Here is an 18,116-nt window from a genome sequence, read left to right on the forward strand (position 1 = left end):
CAATTATGCGAGACGCGTCTTGGAGCTCAGCTTGTAGCGGGAACCCGGCGACAACAATCTGGCATAGGAGACCAGAAAGCCGTCTGACCAGGTTCGCCGGTGCAGCAGCAGGCAGGGGGTGTCGACCCTCACTTGCAGCAGTCCGGCTTCACCAGCACTCGGCAACACGGCTTCTACCACGTGCTCCATCTCGGAGAGGGGGCAGATCTCCATCAGATAGCTGTTTGGCGTCTGCTGGGTGAAATCCTGCTCGCCATAGCCGGGCAGTCGCTCGGCATCGACGAAGCGCTCCTCCAGTTGCAGAGGCTCCCCATCGGCCTGATGGACGATGAGGCTGTGAAAGGTGGGCGCCCCGACCCGCAGGCCCAGACGCACCGCCACTTTCTCGTCGGCGACCTGACGTTGCAGCCGGATCACCCGCGCGCTGTACTCGCTGCCCCGCTCGGCGATCTCGTCTGCAATATTGCGAATCGCCAGGAGCGGCGACTCGGTGCGCCTGTCGGCCACAAAGCTGCCGGATCCGGCGGTGCGCACCAGCCAGCCTTCGGCCACCAGCTCACGCAGCGCCTTGTTCACCGTCATGCGGCTCACGGCAAACTGCTCGCACAGGGCGGCCTCGGTCGGGATCCGGTCGCCCGCCTGATAGTGGCGTTCGCGGATCCCGTCCAGGATGTGCTGCTTTATCTGAAGGTAGAGCGCAGGAGCCACCGGCTGGTCCTCAGCGGCGACGATGGGGCGGACGCATGTCCGGCCAGGCGCGATAGACGTCCGGGATCTGGTCAGGGCCGCTGATGCAGAGATCGAGATCGTGCAGCAGGCCATCCTTGATGCCGTAGATCCAGCCGTGCACCGCCAGCTCCTGCCCCTTGCGCCAGGCATTCTGGATGATGGTGGTGTGGCAGACGTTGGCGACCTGCTCAGCCACGTTCAGCTCGCACAGGTAGTCGAAGCGCTCGTGCTCATCCTCGATGGCTTCGAGCTGTTCGCCGTATTTGAAGTAGACGTCCTTGATGTTGCGCAGCCAGTTGTCGATGAGACCCAGCTCCTGGTTCTGCATCGCAGCCTTGACCCCACCGCAGCCATAGTGGCCGCAGACGATGATGTGCTTCACCTTGAGCACCTCCACCGCGTATTGCAGCACCGAGAGGCAGTTGAAGTCGGTGTGCACCACCAGGTTGGCGACGTTGCGGTGGACAAAGACGTCCCCCGGCAAGAGCCCCATCAGCTGGTTGGCGGGAACCCGGCTGTCGGAACAGCCGATCCAGAGGTACTCGGGTGCCTGCTGGGCGGACAGGGTAGCGAAGAAATTGGGATCCTCGGCCTTGATCCGTTCCGCCCACTCGCGGTTGTTGGTAAACAAGTCGTTCAACAGTTTCACTTCTGCTCTCCCTACTGTGGCAGTGGCGGCAACATACCATACACAAGGGTAACCAAGGCAAGGCCGACCAGATCCCCGCAAAACAAAAACAGGGCCATCAGGCCCTGCTTCTTACCGGAGGAGGCCGTCAGGCATCCATGGCATCTTTCAGCTTCTTGAGCGCGTTTTTCTCAAGCTGGCGCACCCGCTCGGCCGAGACGCCGTAAGTATCGGCCAGCTCCTGCAGGGTGGTCTTGCTCTCGTCATCGAGCCAGCGGGCACGGATGATGTGCTGGCTGCGCTCGTCCAGGGTCGCCATGGCCGCACTCAGGCGACGGGTGGCATGGCTGTCCCAGTTGTCGTTCTCGATGTTCGCGGCGAGATCGGAAGATTTGTCTTCCAGATAGTGCACCGGCGCGAAGCCACCCTCGTCTTCATCGTCACCGACCAGATCGAAAGCCTGATCGTAATTGCTCATGCGCGCTTCCATCTCGGTGACGTCGGCAGCGGATACCCCGAGGTCGGCAGCCACGGCCTGCACCTCTTCGTGGTTCAGCCAGCCCAGACGCTTTTTTGACTTGCGCAGGTTGAAGAACAGCTTGCGCTGGGCCTTGGTGGTCGCCACCTTGACCATGCGCCAGTTGCGCAACACATATTCGTGGATTTCGGCCTTGATCCAGTGTACGGCGAAGGAGACCAGACGCACGCCCACGCTCGGGTCGAAGCGTTTGACGGCTTTCATCAGGCCGATGTTGCCTTCCTGCACCAGATCGGCCTGAGGCAGGCCATAGCCGGAGTAGCTCTTGGCCACGTGAACGACAAAACGCAGGTGCGACATAACGAGCTGGCGTGCAGCTTCGAGATCGCCATCCTGCTGCAGACGCATCGCCAGTTCGCGCTCTTCCTCTGCGCTCAGCACAGGGATCGAGTTGACGGCCTGGATATAGCCTTCCAGACTACCTTGCGGAATCAGAGCCATAGTGCGTTGCAATGAAGTTCCCATGTTCTACCTCTTACTTTTCAATCGAATCAGTCTAACACCCTGAGAAGACGTGTCTACCGACCAGGTATCATTCTGCGTGCTGCATCATACATCACCCCAGCATGAACCCGGCCTATCTTAGGCTGACGGCATGAATCATAAATGAACAGTCAAAAAAAAGGGGTCACAGTAAAGGACCCCTGAAAAGTAGCATGCTAAGTCCATTGTTGCGGAGCTCGCAACCTTCACATGCTTGCCAAGTCAGACGAGCAAGGCATAGGGGCCATACCCGTATTCATTCTGTTGCAGTCAATAGACCATTGATAAATCAAAAGGTTCAGAGGATCCACATATGATCCTCGGCGCAGACACCATTCAGATTACTCTGAGAAAGTGGCCCGTGCCAGAAACGGGCCACTCTTTTACTTGATCCAGTTCGCAAAATCCAGCGCTTTAAAATGCTGACAAATTAATCAGGACGGTTCTATGTCGCGAATGTGCCTGTGCACCGAGAACCAGGAGGCGATCAACCCCAGCAGGGCGCCCAGCAGTATGAGATTGAAGCCGTCGAACGCCCCCATCCCCACCAGACGAAAGTTGCTGTTGTAGAGCCCCGCCAGCTCCTTCACCACCCCCTCGCTCCAGATCACCATCACCTCGGTCAGCCACCAGGCCAGCATGCCACCGATGACCCCGAACCAGATGCCCGTATAGAGGAAGGGACGGTGGATGAAGGCATCGGTCGCACCCACCAGCTTGAGCACTTCAATCTCGGAACGCTGGTTGAGGATATTCAGGCGCAGGGTGTTGCCCACGATCAGCAACACGGCGGAGAGCAGCAACACCGCGATACCTGTAATGGTGTGGCGCAGCAGGTTCATGATCCCCTGCAACCGGGTCAACCACTGCAGATCCAGCTTGCCCTGCTCGATACCGGGCTCGTTCTCCAGCTTGGCGAGCAGCTCGGCGGCCCCTTCCGGATTCTGCCAGCGCGGATCCGGGATCACGCTCAGCACCGGCGGCAGCGGGTTGCTGTCCAGATAATCCAGGGCATCACCGAAACCGGAGATCTCCCGAAATTCCCTGAGCGCCTCGTCACGGTTCATATAAGTGACGGACTCCACCTCCGGATAGAGCAGGATCCGCTGCTTCATGTCGAGGATGCTCTGCTCCGGCAGATCCTTGCGCAGATAGAGAGAGATCTGGGAGCTGGTCTGCCAGCTCCCCTCTACCACTTCGGCATTCTTCAGCAATACGTGGAAACAGGAAGGCAGCGCCAGACTCACGCCAAGCACCGCCAGGGTCATCAGGGAGGCGAGCGGATTGCGCCACAGCTCACCCAGGCTGGCAAAGGCCTGGCGCACGTGATCCACGCCATACATCATCAAACGACGCAACGGCGGCTGTTTATGACGAACAATAGCCATCAGCGATCCTCCCCGGACGAATACATGCGACCCGCCTTGAGGGTCAGGGTACGGTAGCGCATCCGGGCGATCAGCCCCAGATCGTGAGTGGCAATCAGCACGGAGACGCCGAAGCGGTTGAACTCCTCGAACAGGCGCATGATGTCCATGGAAAGCTGGGGATCCAGGTTGCCGGTCGGCTCGTCCGCCAGCAGCAGGGGGGGTTTGTTGACGATGGCGCGGGCGATGCCGACCCGTTGCTGCTCACCACCGGAGAGCATGCGAGGCTGGTAGCGCTCCTTGCCGAGCAGCCCGACCTTGTCCAGCGCCGCCGCCACCCGCTTGTTGATGTCCCCATGGCTGTAGCCATCGATCACCAGGGGTAGGGCGACGTTGTCGAACACGGTACGATCCATCAGCAGGCGGTGATCCTGGAAGATCATGCCGATCTGGCGGCGCACGTAGGGGATCTGACTGCGCTGGATGTGGCTGACGTCATCGCCGTGGAAGAAGACGCGGCCGTCGGTCGGTCGTTCCATCACGCTGATGAGCTTGAGGAGGGTACTCTTGCCCGCCCCCGAATGGCCGGTCAGGAAGGCCATCTCCCCCTTGCGCAGGTGAAAACTGACCTTTTGCAGCGCTTGATGACCGCCACTGTAGACCTTGCTGACCTTGTCAAAACGAATCATAACGGTTCCCTGAGATTGACAAACCCCGACCGGGATAAAGCATGGGGCGCTCACTCGCCCGTACCGGCACAACACCTGGATGACAACACCGGTCACAACCATGCCGCGTGTCATCCTTGCCCGGATGAGCCATGCCTGCGCCCTCATAGTGACATACCCCGACCGGAGTCGGGGTATGGAACACGTGCTTGTCACGGCCGGGCCGACTCATGTCAGCCGGATTTATTCTTCGCGGCTGAAGAGCGCCTCGATAAAATCGTTGGCGACGAACGGGCGCAGATCGTCGATCCCCTCGCCCACCCCGATGTAGCGGATCGGGATCTGGAACTTGTCGGCCACCGCGAAGATGACACCACCCTTGGCAGTGCCGTCCAGCTTGGTGAGGGTGATGCCGGTCAGGCCCACCGCCTCGCTGAACAGCTTGGCCTGGCTCAATGCGTTCTGGCCGGTGCCTGCGTCCAGGGTAAGCATGATCTCGTGGGGCGCCGCATCGTCCAGCTTCTTCATCACCCGCACCACCTTCTTGAGCTCCTCCATCAGGTTGCTCTTGTTCTGCAGGCGGCCGGCGGTATCGGCGATCAGCACGTCAGCCCCGCGGGAGCGGGCAGCCTCGATGGCGTCATAGATGACGGAGGCGGAGTCGGCACCGGTGTGCTGGGCAATCACCGGAATGTTGTTGCGCTGACCCCACACCTGCAGCTGCTCGACGGCGGCAGCACGGAAGGTATCGCCAGCGGCCAGCATCACGCTCTTGCCCTCGGCCTGGAACTGTTTGGCCAGCTTGCCGATGGTGGTGGTCTTGCCGACGCCGTTCACACCGACCATCAGGATGACGTAAGGCTTCTTGCTGGTGTCGATCACCAGGGGTTGCTCGACCTTGGCCAGCATCTCGCCCATGTCCTGTTTGAGCAGACCGTAGAGCGCCTCGGCATCCTTGAGCTGCTTGCGGTCCGCGTGCTGTACCAGCCCCTCGATGATGCGGGTGGTGGTGTCGACGCCAAGATCGGCGGTCAGCAGCTGGGTCTCCAGCTCTTCGAACAGATCGTCATCGATCTTCTTGCCGCTGAACAGGCCGAAGAAACCGGAACCGATATTCTCCCTGGTACGCACCAGGCTGCGCTTGAGGCGGGCAAAGAAGCCCTCCCGCTGCGGCTTCTCCTGAGTGACGTCGTCCACCTTGTCTGCCAGCGGCAGAGCGGCCAGCGCGGCGGCCTCAGCCTCCATCGCGGCGACCAGACGCAAATCTTCCGCTCGCTGGGCCTCTTTGGCGACACGGGCTTCCTCGGCAGCCTGAGCTTCGGCGGCAACACGAGCTTCTTCTTCAGCCTGAGCTTCAGCAGCAACACGAGCTTCTTCCGCGGCACGGGCTTCGGCAGCGATGCGAGCCTCTTCCGCAGCGCGTGCCTCGGCAGCGATGCGAGCTTCTTCCGCGACGCGAGCCTCGGCAGCAATACGAGCCTCTTCCGCAGCGCGGGCCTCGGCGGCAATACGGGTCTCTTCTGCGGCGCGTGCCTCGGCGGCAATACGGGCTTCTTCTGCGGCGCGAGCCTCGGCGGCAATACGGGCTTCTTCTGCGGCGCGAGCCTCTGCGGCAATACGGGCCTCTTCCAAAGCGCGGGCTTCGGCGGCGACAATGGCTTCTTCTGCGACCTGAGCTTCGGTTGAGATCAAGGCCTCATTGACGATGACGGGCTCAAGCTCGCCCTCCGGCTCTTCCACAACCAGGGGGCCTTCGTCAGGGCCGCTCAGCGGCGCTTCGGGCTTGGCGGTAGGGGCATCAGCCGGGGCAACATCGGCGACAGGCGCGGGAACAGCGGCGGCCTCCGACTCGACTACCGCCGGGGTAGCGTCGGGCGCCTGCGATGGAACGGCCTCAGCCTCTTCTTTCTTGCGGCCGAAACCCAGCCAGGAAAACAAACCTTTTGCCATCTAAAAATACTCACATCAAAGGCTGACTGCTAAGATAGCCGTCCCTCGGCGGGTCGGCATAAAAATGAACCGCCTTATACTATCACTTTATTTTCTGACGACGAAACGCGATGCCCAGAGTGAAATCCAGCCGTAACAGCCCGAGCAAGAGCCCGGCCCCTCAGGGGCGAGCGGGCGTGGTACGAATCATCAGCGGCCAATGGAAGGGGCGCAAACTCCCCGTCAGGGATGTGGAAGGGCTCAGACCCACCACGGATCGCGTCAAGGAGACCATCTTCAACTGGCTGGCTCCCCACGTGCGCGGTACCCGCTGCCTGGATCTGTTCGCCGGCAGCGGCGGGCTGGGGCTGGAAGCCTTGTCCCGCTATGCCGAACAGGTCACCCTGATCGAGATGGACAGAGGCGCCGCCGACCAGCTCAAGAAGAACCTGACGACCCTGGGCAGCAGCCAGGGGCAGGTGATCCAGGCCGATGCCGTGAGCTGGCTGCAAGGCCCGGCCACCCCCTTCGATCTGGTCTTTCTGGACCCACCGTTTCGTCGCGAGTTGCTGCCCCAGGTGTGCGAGCTGCTGGAGCAGCGCGGCTGGCTGGCATCCGATGCCCTCATCTATCTGGAGCGGGAAAAAGAGATGGCCGATCTGACGCTGCCCGCCAGCTGGACACTACTCAAGGACAAGCAGGCTGGTCAGGTCTGCTATCAGCTCTATCTGCGGGACACCAAGCATGACGCTGCTGTTTAAAGGGGAGATGGGCACAGTCCCCTTCTCCGTCAATTTGGACAACGGCTCAAGGACAAGCAGGTCGATCACATCAGGCCTGCTATCAACTCTATGTACGGGAGGTAAACGATGAAGCGGGTGTTTAATCTGTTGGCGATGGGGGTGCTGCTGTTCTTCTGGTTCGGTGTGGCACTCGCCCTGCTGGGCACCCTGCCGGGCAAACTGAACGGCTTTCTGCCGGTGTGCGGCGTCATCGTGATATTGATGCACTGGGTACAGGCCAGCATGATCAAGGCGGCCTGCAAACCCTACTTCGCGGTCACTCGTCTCGAATTCACCCAGGTGCTGATCTTCGGGGTGTTCGGCATGATGGATATCCGCACCAAGCTGCAGGCCATCATAGACGCCAGGAAGAAGGGAGAGACTCCCCCCAGGGCCGACTAGGCCACCCCCGGCCCGACCAGAAGGAGTGATTCGTCACTCCTTTTGCGTTTTTCCGAGGCTGATTCCCAGCTTGATGGAGAGAGCGGCGAGCAGCAGCAGCATGGCAATGAGGGAGAAGAAGTTGCTGCCAAGCTCGGGGTACTGCACCTTGACCAGGGCAGAATGGCCGAACACGCCGATAAAGAAGCAGAGCAGAATGCAGCTGGGTGTGTTGCCCACCATGGGCTCATGGCGATAGTGCTGATAGAGCTGGCTGGCCGCCAGCAACAGAGCGATGAGGGGGTAGAAGGAGAAGGGGACGACCGACTCCGTCAAGGCCGACAGGAAGGCATCGCCACAGATACCGATCAGCAGGGCCAGCACCAGGGGCTTCTTCGGAATCGCGTTCGGTTCATGCATGAGGCTGTCCATCCTTGCGTTATGTGAGAGATTCGTGGCGCTTGCGGTTCTGCACCTCGGCGCCCATGGCGATCATCCGCAGCTGGCTGATGGTCCGCTCCGACAGTGCCTTGCACTCTTCCGGGGTCATGTCGAGGGCGTCTGCACCGGCGCTGAAGACGATGGTCACCATGGCCTCGGCCTGGATATAGGCCTCTTCCCGTGGCGCCTGCGTGGTGGCTTCCAGATAATCGGTCAGCTCGGCGATGAAGTGCTGGATCTCCCGGGCCACCGCCTGACGGAATGCAGCCGAGGTGCCGGAGCGCTCGCGCAGCAGCAGCCGGAAGATGTTCGGGTTGTTTTCGACGAATTCCATGAAGGTCTGCACCGAGGTGCTGATGACGCTGCCACCACCGGCAATGCGCTGGCGCGCCTGGCGCATCAGTTGGCGCAGGGTCAGCCCTCCCTCGTCCACCAGCGTCAGCCCCAGCTCTTCCATGTCCCGAAAGTGGCGATAGAAGGAGGTCGGCGCTATGCCCGCCTCTCTGGCCACTTCCCGCAGGCTGAGGTTGGAGAAACTGCGGTTGGCGCAGAGTTGACTGAACGCCGCCTCGATCAGCGTACGCCGGGTTTTTTCTTTTTGTTGCGCGCGAATACCCACGAAAACAGTCACCTTGAGATTAGCGAGGCCAGATGATAACCCGAAGGCGGGGCCGGGATCAGGTTTGTCTCCGACTTTTTTACCATTGACCCGCATTCCGGCTCAATGGAGAATAGTGAACAGCTGTTCGCTGAAAGGAGCCGAGTGAAATGGACCGCCCCCCGATCATCATGACCAACACCCTGCTGTTCGCCCTCTCCGGGCTGACGGCACTGATAGCGGTCCCCTGGTATGGACTGAGCCAGGGCTACGACCTCTGGCAGTGGCTCTGCTTCCTGCTGCTGTTCTGCTATTGCGGCATCTCCATCACCGCCGGCTACCACAGGCTCTGGTCCCACAAGGCCTACAAGGCGCACCCGGCCCTGCAATGGATCTTCGCCATCGGAGGCGCGCTCGCCCTGCAGAACTCGGCGCTGCACTGGTCCTCGGATCATCGCCGCCACCACCGCCACGTGGATGACAACCAGAAGGATCCCTACAGTGCGGGTCGCGGCTTCTGGTACTCCCACATCGGCTGGATGCTGCGGGAATACCAGCGCGATACCTACCACGACTACAGCAATGTGCGCGACCTGCAAAACAACCCCGTGGTCGCCTTCCAGCACAGGCACTATCTGACCCTGGCTCTGGTCACCAACATCGGCATTCCGCTGCTGCTCGGCCTCTTGCACGGGGATCTGCTCGGTATGTTGCTGCTGGCCGGGGTGCTGCGCATGGTGATGACCCATCACACCACCTTCTTCATCAACTCCCTGGCCCACATCTGGGGCAGCCAACCGTTCACGGATCGCAACAGCGCCCGGGACAACGGCATCCTGGCCTTCTTCACCTTTGGCGAGGGCTATCACAACTTCCATCACCTGTTCGAGAACGACTACCGCAACGGTATTCAGTGGTGGCAGTTCGATCCCACCAAGTGGCTGATCCGCACCGCCGCCTGGTGCGGGCTCGCCAAAGATCTGAGATCCTGCCCGGAGGAACGCATCGAACAGGCCAGGCTGGAGATGCAGCTCAAGCGCGCCCAGGCCAGAGTGCACAAGCAGGATGACAGGGAACGCTGGCAGGCACTGCTGCAGGAGGAGTACGACAAGCTGAGCCTGCAGATCCAGCACTACTATGCCAGCCGCAAGTCACTGCTGGAGCAGCGCAAGCGCACAGCCCTCGCACGCTACGACAGGCTCAGGCTGCAACTGGAGTACCGCACGTTGCGAGACGGTTTCCTCGTTGCCAAGCGCAACTGGAGTCGTCTGCTGGCGGGCCTCGCCTGATCGCCGAGATATCACGCAAAAGACCGCCAGCAGGCGGTCTTTTTGATTGAGCAAACGGACGGCGGCATAAAAAAATGGGGCAACATTCGCATGTCACCCCCTCGCAAATAGCATGTTCCATATTGGGCTCCCGCAACCACGGGGGTCTGTCTGGCATCACGGGTTTCCGCTCCCGATCCGCCTCGCCTGCCGGAGCAATCCGGTTGGCCCATTTCCCCTGTTGCCGTCACCCACACGGCAGACCAGCCGCCGTGTTTGTCCTTGCAATCGAGATACTACGCAGTTAAATAAAATAAAAAACCGTTCTACACGCACCTCTATGCAGTCGAGGAGCCTGGATTGTTACGGCGCCCTTAATATAAATCGATTAAAAACAATACGATGCAATCCAGTCCCGGTTTTGGATGGCAAACGTTATCCTCGAAGGCGCACAAGGCTTTGCGAGATCTCGCACAAGGCGGTTCCCACTCACAACCAACGGTGCAAAGGTAACCAATCGCTCAATTGCGCCAGCAGGCGCCGCCATGCAGAGGGGGACGCCGCCACCGGGTGCACGGCCTGCTGCAACCAGCCATCGATGAGTTGCTGCAACTCGTCGCACAGCGTCGGGCTATGGAGGTGCAGCATCAGCTCGGTGTTGAGCATCAGGGAGCGGGGATCCAGGTTGAAACTGCCGAGCAGCGCCTCCTCCTTCCCCATCAGGATCAGCTTGGCATGCAGACTGAACGCCTCCGTCGTCAGCTCGAACAGGTTGACCCCCTGACGCTCGAGCCAGGGGCGGTGACGTCGATAGGCGCCATAGACCAGGGGCACGTCCGTGCTGGCCAGGGAGTTGGTCAGGATCTCGATGTCGACCCCCTGCCGTCGCTGCCCCTTGAGCCGGCGACGCAGCCCCCGTGTCAGGATCAGGTAAGGGCTCACCAACCTCAGGGCCCCCTGATTGCTCGCCAGCATGCGTCCCAGCAGGGGCGCCGTGGTCGGCCGGGCGACCAGCCCCTTGCCGGGGCGATCGAACCAGCACTGCCCTCGCCCGGGATGCCAGCAAAGGGGAACGGGGCACTCATCAAACAGAGTGGCCGGCAGATCATAGGCGGCCGCCATGGCGGGGTCGGTCAGGGTCAGCAGGAAGTCGTTCAGGGCCCGGGTTTCGGCTGGCAACAAGGGGCGCCTCAACAGGCGACGGACCGGGTGGCTCCAGCGACTGTGCCAGAACAGCGCGAACCCCTGCTCGGCCTGCTGACAGAGGGGGCCGCGGCAGACCAGATCCAGGTCGATGAAGTGAGGCGGCATCCCCAGCCCGAAGTAACGATCACCGATGTTGCGCCCGCCGATCACCGCCTGGCTGCCATCCACCAGCAGCAGCTTGTTGTGCATCCGGTGGTTGATGCGGCGAAAGCTCAGCACCCCTTCCAGCAGCAGGGTCAGAGGACGCCAGCCCCGCAACCAGAAGGGGTTGAACAGGCGCACCTCGATGCCCGGTTCCGCCGCCACCGCCTCCAGAAAGCGGTTCTCCCCGCCGTAGAGATCGTCGATGAGCAGCTGCACTACCACTCCGCGCCGGGCCGCCCGCACCAGCTCCGCCAGCAGCAGCTTGCCGCCGCCGTCCTCTTCCCAGCTGTAATACTGGGCGAGGATCCGGTGGCGAGCCTGGCGGATCAACTGGCATCGGGCCTTGAGGGCTGCGCCGGGATCGGCGAGCAAGGCAAACTCGGCGGGGATCAAGGGTCATCTCCCTGTCATCTGGTGGTGGCATAACCCAGACAACCGCCCCGATAGCCCAGTGTCAAGGAGCCGATGATGGAACTGCGCGACCACCCCTCCCTCAGTCAGAGACCCCATGCCAGCCAACCGGATCCCACCCCGGCCAGGCTGTTGATGCCCTGGTACCAGCAGCACCGGGATCTGGGCTGGGAACCCCTTGCGCAGCATCACGAGGATCCCCTCCCCGGCCAGCATTGACAGGCTCAGGGCTGCACCGCCTCGATGGCCTCTGACTTGCCCTCCAGCTGGGGCAGGCTGAAACGGTAGGCTACGTAGTATTTGTAGATGGTGCCAACGTAGTTGATGGGCCCCTGGCCCACGTCGTTGGCCACCAGCTGCTCCACGTTGCCGAACCAGACGTTCGGATCCAGCCCCTTGTCGGCCGCCTTGGCCTGCAATGCCTGTACCCGGTTCGGACCCGCATTGTAGGCGGCCAGGGCGAACAGATGGCGATTGAGCCTGTCCATCCCGGGATCATTGAAGTAGGTGTCCAGGATGAGCCGCATGTAGCGACAGGCCGCCTCCACATTGCCCTCCAGACTGGTGAGTCTGGCGCCTCGGATCCCCACCTCCTTGCCGGTACTCGGCAGCAGTTGCATGATGCCGACGGCCCCCCGGTGGGAGCCCACATTGGGATTGAGCCCCGACTCCTTGTAAGCCAGCGCGGCCAGCATCAGCCAGTCCAGCTGATACTTGTCCGCCTGGGTCTCCAGTACCTTGCGAATGGTCGACAGTCGCCCCAGCGGGTCCGGCGCCAGTATGTTGCTCATGCGGTCGCTCTGCGCCAGCAGGCGGCGCAATGTCATGTCACTGTAGAGGGTCCGCTTGCTCGACTCCGAGATGTAGGCGTTCACCGCCTTGAGCAGCTCCGGGCTGTTGTTGCGCAGGGCCCAGGCGCTTCGCCCCTTGTCCCGCAGCGGTATCAGCCTGTGGGCCTTGAGGCCGCCAATCATGTCGAGCCAGATCCGCCCCTTGAAGCTGTCGGTGACCGTCAGCGGAATGATCCCGGCTGACACCATCTCCAGCAGGTCCCCGTCCTGCAGGTATTCGGGAACCGTCTCGATGTAGACCGGGGGCAACCCCAGCTCCCGAAACAGCCAGTTGAGCTGGTGCAGGCTCTCGAAATAACTGGAGCTGGCTCGCACCCAGATCCGCCGGCCGGACAGCTGGGTGATGCGATTGAAGGCAGGGAGCTCCCGCTGGCTCACCACCCACTCCTCGATGGGGGCGATCAGCGGCTGGGAGAAGGTCACCTGCTCGCGCCGGGTGGGGGTGACCGTCAGGTTGGCGGCCACCAGATCCCCGCGCCCCTCGGCCAGATAGTCCAGCAGCTTGTCCTGGCGCACCGGGATATAAATGATCTTGAGCTTGAGCTTCTCCTTGGCCAGGTAGGTCTGGTTCAACCAGCGCTCGAATCCCTGAAGCTGATTGACCAGGATGCCGTACTGGGCTCCCTTGTCGAAAAAGAAAAACCCCCGCTCATAGACCACCAGGGCCCTGAGCTCTTTTTTTTGCAGGATGTGTTCGAGATCACCGGCCTGGGGTAGCAGCTGCGGCTTGAGATCCGCCGCCAGCAGAGGGAGAGAGCAGAGAGCCAGCAGGGCCCAGATCCATCGCCGCATCATGATGTAACCACCTCGCTGTGGGCCGGTGCGCACCGTCGGGTCTGTCAGAGAAGGCGCCTGCGCCAAGTCATGGGGCGTCGCGGGATCTTCTGCCGATCGGCGCATGCCGGACGGAAAACGGATCGTCCGTGGGATAACTCACTATACAACGCAAAGGGAGGGAAAAAGCGAGGGGCAGAGCAAGACGGCAGGCAAGCCTGCCGTGTCATCACGATCTCAGAGGGAGCGGGCGCGCATCTCGAAGATCAGCTTCTCGGCGGTGCAGGTGAATTGCAGGCGGGCCTTCAGGATTACGCCATCCGGGCTCCGGCTCAGCTCGCTGCTGCTTTTGGCTTCGGCAGTGACCTGCTTGGCCAGCGCCTCGTAAGCTGCAAATTTCTCGCGGGCGTCGGCTTCTGCAGCGGCCTCGATCACCAGCTCCATGACGTCGTCACCTTCGCCGATGATGGTGCCAATCTCGGCGAAACAGCCGCAACTGTCACAGGTCTCGTTCAGTTCCACTTTCTCGTCTACAGACATACGTTCACTCCTACTTATTCCGGATATTGTCATCGTCGCGCAAGGCGTTGCGAAAATCCCTGATGGCAGTGCCCAGATCCTCACCGGCGCCAGCCAGGCGTTTGCTGCCAAACACCACGACGACGACCACGAGCAGGATCAGCAGATGCCAGATATGAATGCCACCCAGTCCCATAGGGAGACTCCTGACTGTTAGATACCTGGAGGTTGTATCAAAAGAAAGCGTATCGATTGTTGGGCAAAATCAAGGCCGGTGCAAGTTGGCGAAAAAATCGCGCAAAAACGGCGACGAGGCGCAAAAAAATACGGCGACCATGGGCCGCCGTATGAGTCGGTGCTACTTGTCCCCTCAACCGCTACATCCTGTACCAGCCGCCACCAGGGCGAGAGACCCGTCGAGCATAGGATCGCCAAGATATGAAAACAAATGGTATATATTCATCTAGGAATTGAAGAGGATTCATATCATGTTGCTGGAACAGCTTGCACGCATAGACCTTAATTTGTTGATAATCCTGCAAGTCTTGCTGGAAGAGCGCAACGGCAGCCGGGCTGCACGCCGTTTGCACCTGAGCCAGTCCGCCGTCAGCAAGGCCCTCGGGCGGTTGCGGGAGACCTTTGACGATCCCCTGTTCGTGCGCTCGGCCTACGGGATGGATCCCACTCCCCGCGCCCTGGATCTCCAGCAGCAACTGCAGCCCATACTGCTCTCCCTGGACAACCTGATCCAGCCGCCAGACTTCGATCCCGCCAGCACGGAGCGGGAGTTCGTCATCGCCAGCATGGACAGCGCCTTCACCCTGTTTGCCCCCCTCTACCTGAGCGAACTGAAGCGTCAGGCTCCTGGCATCCGCCTGCGCTACGAGGAGTGGACCGAGCACAGCCTGACCGAGATGAGCCAGGGCCAGGTGGATATCGCCTTCACGGTGCGGGAGAACTGCATCAATTCGGATTTTCGCCTCGACACCCTGCCCAACGCCATCTGCCAGCGGTTGCTCACCATCGACGATCTCACCTGCCTGGTGCAGCGGGATCACCCTGCCTTGCAGGAGCCCGAGTGGGATCTCGCCCGTTACCTCGCCTACCCCCATGTGCAGACCTACTGCGAGGGGCGGGATCGCTGGATGCTGGATCACAAGCTGGCGGAGCAGGATCTCTATCGCCGGATCGAGGCGACCGTGCCCTCCTTCGAGGCGGCCCTGCGCATGGGCATGCACTCGGACATGATAGTGACCCTCTCCCGCCTCTATGCCCGCCACGCGACCCAGGTCTATCCCCTGGTGCCGCTGCCGCTGCCCATCGCCCTGGACAGCATCTCTCACCTGCTCATCTGGCATCAGCGCCACGAGGAGGATCCGGGCCATCGCTGGCTGCGGGAGACCTTGCTCGCCCTCATCATGGGCAAGCTGGAAACCTCGGTGGACGACCCTGCCGCTGCCGCCTGACGCGCAAAAAAAACGGGGCTCAAGAAGCCCCGTTTCACGTTGACATCAGCATTCGCCCCGTCAGTTCTGACCCGTCACCGCCAGATAGTGGTGTACCCCGTCCAGCAGCATCTGCACCGAGATCATCACCAGCAGCATGCCCATCAGCCGCTCCACCGCGGTGAGTCCTCGCTCACCCAGCAGCTTGTTGAACAGCTCGTAGAACATCAGGATCACGGCGCTGGCCCCCCAGGCCATCAGCAGGGCCAATGACCAGTCCACCATCCGGGTCGGCTCCTGGTTGGCCAGAAGCAGCAGGGAAGCCAGGATGGAGGGGCCCGCAATCATGGGGATGGCCATGGGCACCAGGAAGGGCTCCTCCCCCGCCGCCAGCCCGGTCACGCCACCGGGGCTCGGGAAGATCATCTTGATGGCGATGAGGAAGAGGATGATGCCCCCCGCGATGCTGACCGCCTCCTGACGCAGGTTGAGGAAGCTCAGGATCTGCTGACCGGCGAACAGGAAGCCCATCATGATCACCAGTGAAAACAACAGCTCCCGCAGCATTACCTTGCGTCGACGCTTGGGGTCGACATGGCGCAGGATGGAGAGGAAGACCGGCAGGTTGCCCAGCGGATCCATGATCAGAAACAGCATGACGGCAGCGGAGAATGTGTCCATAGAGCGCCCGGGCAGAACCTTTCAACAAGAGGGGAAGGAGGGCGAAATATAACAAAGGTGGCGGGATTCGGCGAGCGCCCCACCGCACTCGCCACTGGCGATCATCCGTGGTTGCAGATCTTGTCGGCGCGGGTCTGGAACCCTGACTCCGAGTCGATGAACTTGCCGCGCCTGGCCAGGAAGTCGATCAGGGCGTCAGCGTCCATCTCGCTGGCGCTGCAGGTGTGGAACCGGGCCTCGGCACCGAAGCGCGAGGCGATCGCCGCCCTGAGGCTGGCCCGGGTAAACGGACTCTCCTGCTCCAGCATCATCTCCATCACTTCGTGACCGTGTATCGATTGGGACATCTCGAACCTCTTTAATAATCATGTCAGATGACAATTAAAGCTCGAAGCCCGGAGAGGGTTCTTGATATAGGCCAATAAAACGCCTTTTTTAACGCCAGCGGGCTGGTCGTGAGCGCCGCTTTGTCGATAATGTGGCAACCTGACGGGGGGATGGCTACACTGTCGCCCCTTTTTGCCACCGCAGACAGAAAATAAGGACATTGGCGTCATGCTGTTCCATGGATTGGTCTTCAAACCCTGGCGGATCTGGACCCGTCGCCCGCTCTGGTTGAAGACCCTGCTCGGCATGCTGACCGGGATAGGTCTGGGGCTCTGCTTCAGCGAGCAGGCCCTGCTGCTCAAGCCCATCGGCGTCCTGTTCGTCAACACCATCCAGATGCTGATGGTGCCCCTCATCTTCTGTTCCGTCCTGGCAGGCCTCACTGCCCTGCTCAAGGGCAAGCGGCTCGACCGCATCGCCGGCAAGGCCATCGGCTTCTATCTCTGCTCCACCGCCGTCGCCATCTGCATCGGCCTGATGATGGGCTGGCTGCTGGAACCGGGCATGGGCGCCAATATGGGTCCTTATGAACGGGGCGCCATGGCGCAGCAACCTACCCTGGCCAGCGTGCTGAGCCACCTGGTGCCGCGCAATCCGGTGCAGGCCATGGGCGATGGCAAGATATTGCAGGTGATCGTGTTCGCCGTGGCCCTCGCTCTCGCCCTCAACGCCACCGGACGACGCGGCCGCCCCGCCATCCTGTTCTTTACCTCATTGGCGGAGGGAATGTTCAAGCTGACCCAGATGGTGATGGCCCTGGCCCCCTATGGCGTCTGCGCCCTGATGGCCTGGATGACCGGCAAGTACGGCGTCAGCCTGCTGTTGCCGCTGCTCAAGGTGATCGGCGCCGTCTACCTCGGCTGCCTGCTCCACGTGCTCGGCGTCTACAGCAGCCTGCTGCTCCTGATGGCGCGCCTCAACCCGTTGCACTACTTCAAGAGCATCGTCGATGCCCAGGCGGTGGCCTTCACCAGCAGTTCAAGCAACAGCACCCTGCCCATCAGCCTGGCCTGCGCCGAACGCAGGCTCGGGGTCTCCCCCGCCATCACCGCCAAGGTGCTGCCCATCGGCGCCACCATCAACATGGATGGCACCGCCCTCTATCAGGGAGTCACCGCCCTGTTCGTGGCCCAGGCCTTCGGGGTGGATCTGCATCTGGTGGACTACCTGACCATCATCAGCATCGTCACACTGGCCAGCATAGGCACGGCGGGCACACCCGGTACCGGGCTGATGCTGCTGACCCTGACCCTCACTGCCGTGGGACTGCCGCTGGAAGGGGTGGCGCTCATCGCCGGCATAGACCGGATCCTCGACATGGCGCGCACCACGGTCAACGTCTCCGGCGACATCCTGGTCTCCGTGCTCATCGCCCGCAGCGAGAAGGAGCTGGATCTCGCCACCTACCACGACGCCCATGCGGGGGATGACATCGACTTCACCCTGCGCTGAGGGCGCGAGGGGCGTTCAATGATCCTGGGGATCGTGATGGCAGCGCCAGCAGATATCGAAGTTGGCGCCGTTCTCCTCCCCGCACTGGCCGCACAGCCAGCCGTTGCCCTGGCGCTGCTGGTAGCGCTCGATGATCCGGCCCGCCCGCTGACGATCCCGCTCGTTCACCATCAGGGTCACTTGCAGCAGATCCACCGGCAGCTCCCCGAGCGCGCCGGAGAGTCCTTCGCCGCTGAGGCGCACCCTGACTCCCTCTACCTCCAAGGCCCCTTTCAGGGCATGCGCCTCCAGGGAGTGAGAGGCGCGATACAAGTTAATCCACTGATCCATACGTTGTCCTCGAAACCCTTGCCAGTGCCATCATCACCAGCACTACCATCATTCCAGGGCGAGCATCTTCCGGGAGTGCGATGCCCGATACAGATTCATCCACC

The 18,116-nt window shown here is 61.6% G+C and carries 21 protein-coding genes; 6 read left to right on the top strand and 15 right to left on the bottom strand.

Annotation, left to right across the window (positions count from 1 at the left end; translation table 11 throughout):
* Window positions 1–3: 3 nt before the first annotated feature.
* From hutC to ftsY, 6 genes are all read right to left on the bottom strand, one after another.
* Window positions 4–708, bottom strand: coding sequence for a histidine utilization transcriptional repressor HutC (gene hutC, locus BGO64_RS15000; RefSeq protein WP_279986954.1), 705 nt, complete (start codon window positions 706–708; stop codon window positions 4–6).
* Between the two features lie 10 nt (window positions 709–718).
* Window positions 719–1,378, bottom strand: coding sequence for a carbonate dehydratase (gene can, locus BGO64_RS15005; RefSeq protein ID WP_010672606.1), 660 nt, complete (start codon window positions 1,376–1,378; stop codon window positions 719–721).
* 127 nt (window positions 1,379–1,505) lie between these two features.
* Window positions 1,506–2,360 carry an RNA polymerase sigma factor RpoH gene (gene rpoH / locus BGO64_RS15010; protein ID WP_029313526.1) on the bottom strand — a complete coding sequence of 285 codons (855 nt, stop codon included), beginning with the start codon at window positions 2,358–2,360 and terminating at the stop codon, window positions 1,506–1,508.
* 452 nt (window positions 2,361–2,812) lie between these two features.
* Window positions 2,813–3,766: a permease-like cell division protein FtsX gene (gene ftsX, locus BGO64_RS15015; protein ID WP_029313524.1), complete on the bottom strand. Its 954-nt coding sequence runs from the start codon at window positions 3,764–3,766 to the stop codon at window positions 2,813–2,815.
* A complete protein-coding gene (ftsE, locus tag BGO64_RS15020) occupies window positions 3,766–4,434 on the bottom strand; it encodes a cell division ATP-binding protein FtsE (RefSeq protein WP_010672603.1) in 669 nt (222 codons plus the stop codon). Before ftsE ends, ftsX begins: the two co-directional genes overlap by 1 nt.
* A 222-nt stretch (window positions 4,435–4,656) precedes the next feature.
* Window positions 4,657–6,363 (bottom strand): signal recognition particle-docking protein FtsY, encoded by a 1,707-nt coding sequence (gene ftsY / locus BGO64_RS15025; protein WP_286700941.1) that lies wholly within the window; start codon window positions 6,361–6,363, stop codon window positions 4,657–4,659.
* A 110-nt stretch (window positions 6,364–6,473) separates the two neighbouring features.
* Between ftsY and rsmD the strand changes: the two genes are divergently transcribed.
* Together rsmD and BGO64_RS15035 are read left to right on the top strand one after the other, a co-directional pair.
* Window positions 6,474–7,103 (top strand): 16S rRNA (guanine(966)-N(2))-methyltransferase RsmD, encoded by a 630-nt coding sequence (gene rsmD / locus BGO64_RS15030; protein WP_104452017.1) that lies wholly within the window; start codon window positions 6,474–6,476, stop codon window positions 7,101–7,103.
* Between the two features lie 108 nt (window positions 7,104–7,211).
* Window positions 7,212–7,526 carry a DUF1145 domain-containing protein gene (locus BGO64_RS15035; RefSeq protein WP_010672600.1) on the top strand — a complete coding sequence of 105 codons (315 nt, stop codon included), beginning with the start codon at window positions 7,212–7,214 and terminating at the stop codon, window positions 7,524–7,526.
* 33 nt (window positions 7,527–7,559) lie between these two features.
* Here BGO64_RS15035 and BGO64_RS15040 read toward each other — a convergent pair whose 3' ends face one another.
* Both BGO64_RS15040 and fabR read right to left on the bottom strand, forming a co-directional pair.
* Window positions 7,560–7,925, bottom strand: coding sequence for a YijD family membrane protein (locus tag BGO64_RS15040; protein ID WP_010672599.1), 366 nt, complete (start codon window positions 7,923–7,925; stop codon window positions 7,560–7,562).
* A gap of 19 nt (window positions 7,926–7,944) precedes the next feature.
* On the bottom strand, window positions 7,945–8,565 hold the full coding sequence (gene fabR, locus BGO64_RS15045; RefSeq protein ID WP_010672598.1) for an HTH-type transcriptional repressor FabR: 621 nt from the start codon (window positions 8,563–8,565) through the stop codon (window positions 7,945–7,947).
* A gap of 149 nt (window positions 8,566–8,714) precedes the next feature.
* Between fabR and BGO64_RS15050 the strand changes: the two genes are divergently transcribed.
* A complete protein-coding gene (locus tag BGO64_RS15050; protein WP_042015295.1) occupies window positions 8,715–9,833 on the top strand; it encodes a fatty acid desaturase in 1,119 nt (372 codons plus the stop codon).
* Between the two features lie 468 nt (window positions 9,834–10,301).
* Here the strand turns inward: BGO64_RS15050 and BGO64_RS15055 are convergent, their stop codons facing one another.
* The gene (locus tag BGO64_RS15055) at window positions 10,302–11,555 is read right to left on the bottom strand and encodes a phospholipase D-like domain-containing protein (protein WP_286700942.1); all 1,254 of its coding nucleotides are present in this window, start codon (window positions 11,553–11,555) and stop codon (window positions 10,302–10,304) included.
* Between the two features lie 75 nt (window positions 11,556–11,630).
* Between BGO64_RS15055 and BGO64_RS15060 the strand changes: the two genes are divergently transcribed.
* Complete coding sequence (locus tag BGO64_RS15060) at window positions 11,631–11,792, top strand: hypothetical protein (RefSeq protein WP_010672595.1); 162 nt, start codon at window positions 11,631–11,633, stop codon at window positions 11,790–11,792.
* A 5-nt stretch (window positions 11,793–11,797) separates the two neighbouring features.
* Here the strand turns inward: BGO64_RS15060 and BGO64_RS15065 are convergent, their stop codons facing one another.
* The 3 genes from BGO64_RS15065 to tatA all read right to left on the bottom strand — a co-directional run bounded on the left by BGO64_RS15065 (window position 11,798) and on the right by tatA (window position 13,913).
* Window positions 11,798–13,219, bottom strand: coding sequence for an MltF family protein (locus BGO64_RS15065; protein ID WP_069652331.1), 1,422 nt, complete (start codon window positions 13,217–13,219; stop codon window positions 11,798–11,800).
* Between the two features lie 216 nt (window positions 13,220–13,435).
* A complete protein-coding gene (locus BGO64_RS15070) occupies window positions 13,436–13,738 on the bottom strand; it encodes a YfcZ/YiiS family protein (RefSeq protein WP_041214293.1) in 303 nt (100 codons plus the stop codon).
* A gap of 10 nt (window positions 13,739–13,748) precedes the next feature.
* On the bottom strand, window positions 13,749–13,913 hold the full coding sequence (tatA, locus tag BGO64_RS15075; protein ID WP_010672592.1) for a twin-arginine translocase TatA/TatE family subunit: 165 nt from the start codon (window positions 13,911–13,913) through the stop codon (window positions 13,749–13,751).
* A 292-nt stretch (window positions 13,914–14,205) separates the two neighbouring features.
* On the opposite strand from tatA, the gene BGO64_RS15080 reads away from it, so the two are divergent.
* Window positions 14,206–15,183, top strand: a complete 978-nt coding sequence (locus BGO64_RS15080) for a LysR substrate-binding domain-containing protein (RefSeq protein WP_041214292.1) — start codon at window positions 14,206–14,208, stop codon at window positions 15,181–15,183.
* A gap of 60 nt (window positions 15,184–15,243) precedes the next feature.
* Here BGO64_RS15080 and BGO64_RS15085 read toward each other — a convergent pair whose 3' ends face one another.
* Window positions 15,244–15,843, bottom strand: a complete 600-nt coding sequence (locus BGO64_RS15085) for a YhgN family NAAT transporter (RefSeq protein WP_010672590.1) — start codon at window positions 15,841–15,843, stop codon at window positions 15,244–15,246.
* 101 nt (window positions 15,844–15,944) lie between these two features.
* Entirely contained in the window at window positions 15,945–16,190 is a 246-nt protein-coding gene (locus BGO64_RS15090; protein ID WP_039040405.1) for a YecH family metal-binding protein, read from the bottom strand.
* Window positions 16,191–16,398: 208 nt separating this feature from the next.
* Between BGO64_RS15090 and BGO64_RS15095 the strand changes: the two genes are divergently transcribed.
* Window positions 16,399–17,682 carry a dicarboxylate/amino acid:cation symporter gene (locus BGO64_RS15095; protein WP_042881904.1) on the top strand — a complete coding sequence of 428 codons (1,284 nt, stop codon included), beginning with the start codon at window positions 16,399–16,401 and terminating at the stop codon, window positions 17,680–17,682.
* Window positions 17,683–17,697: 15 nt separating this feature from the next.
* On the opposite strand, the gene BGO64_RS15100 is transcribed toward BGO64_RS15095, so the two are convergent.
* The gene (locus BGO64_RS15100) at window positions 17,698–18,012 is read right to left on the bottom strand and encodes a putative signal transducing protein (RefSeq protein WP_010672587.1); all 315 of its coding nucleotides are present in this window, start codon (window positions 18,010–18,012) and stop codon (window positions 17,698–17,700) included.
* Window positions 18,013–18,116 lie beyond the last annotated feature (104 nt).

Origin of the sequence: Aeromonas sp. 62-46, assembly GCF_001898585.1 — a bacterium.
GTDB classification, from domain to species: Bacteria; Pseudomonadota; Gammaproteobacteria; order Enterobacterales; family Aeromonadaceae; genus Aeromonas; species Aeromonas caviae.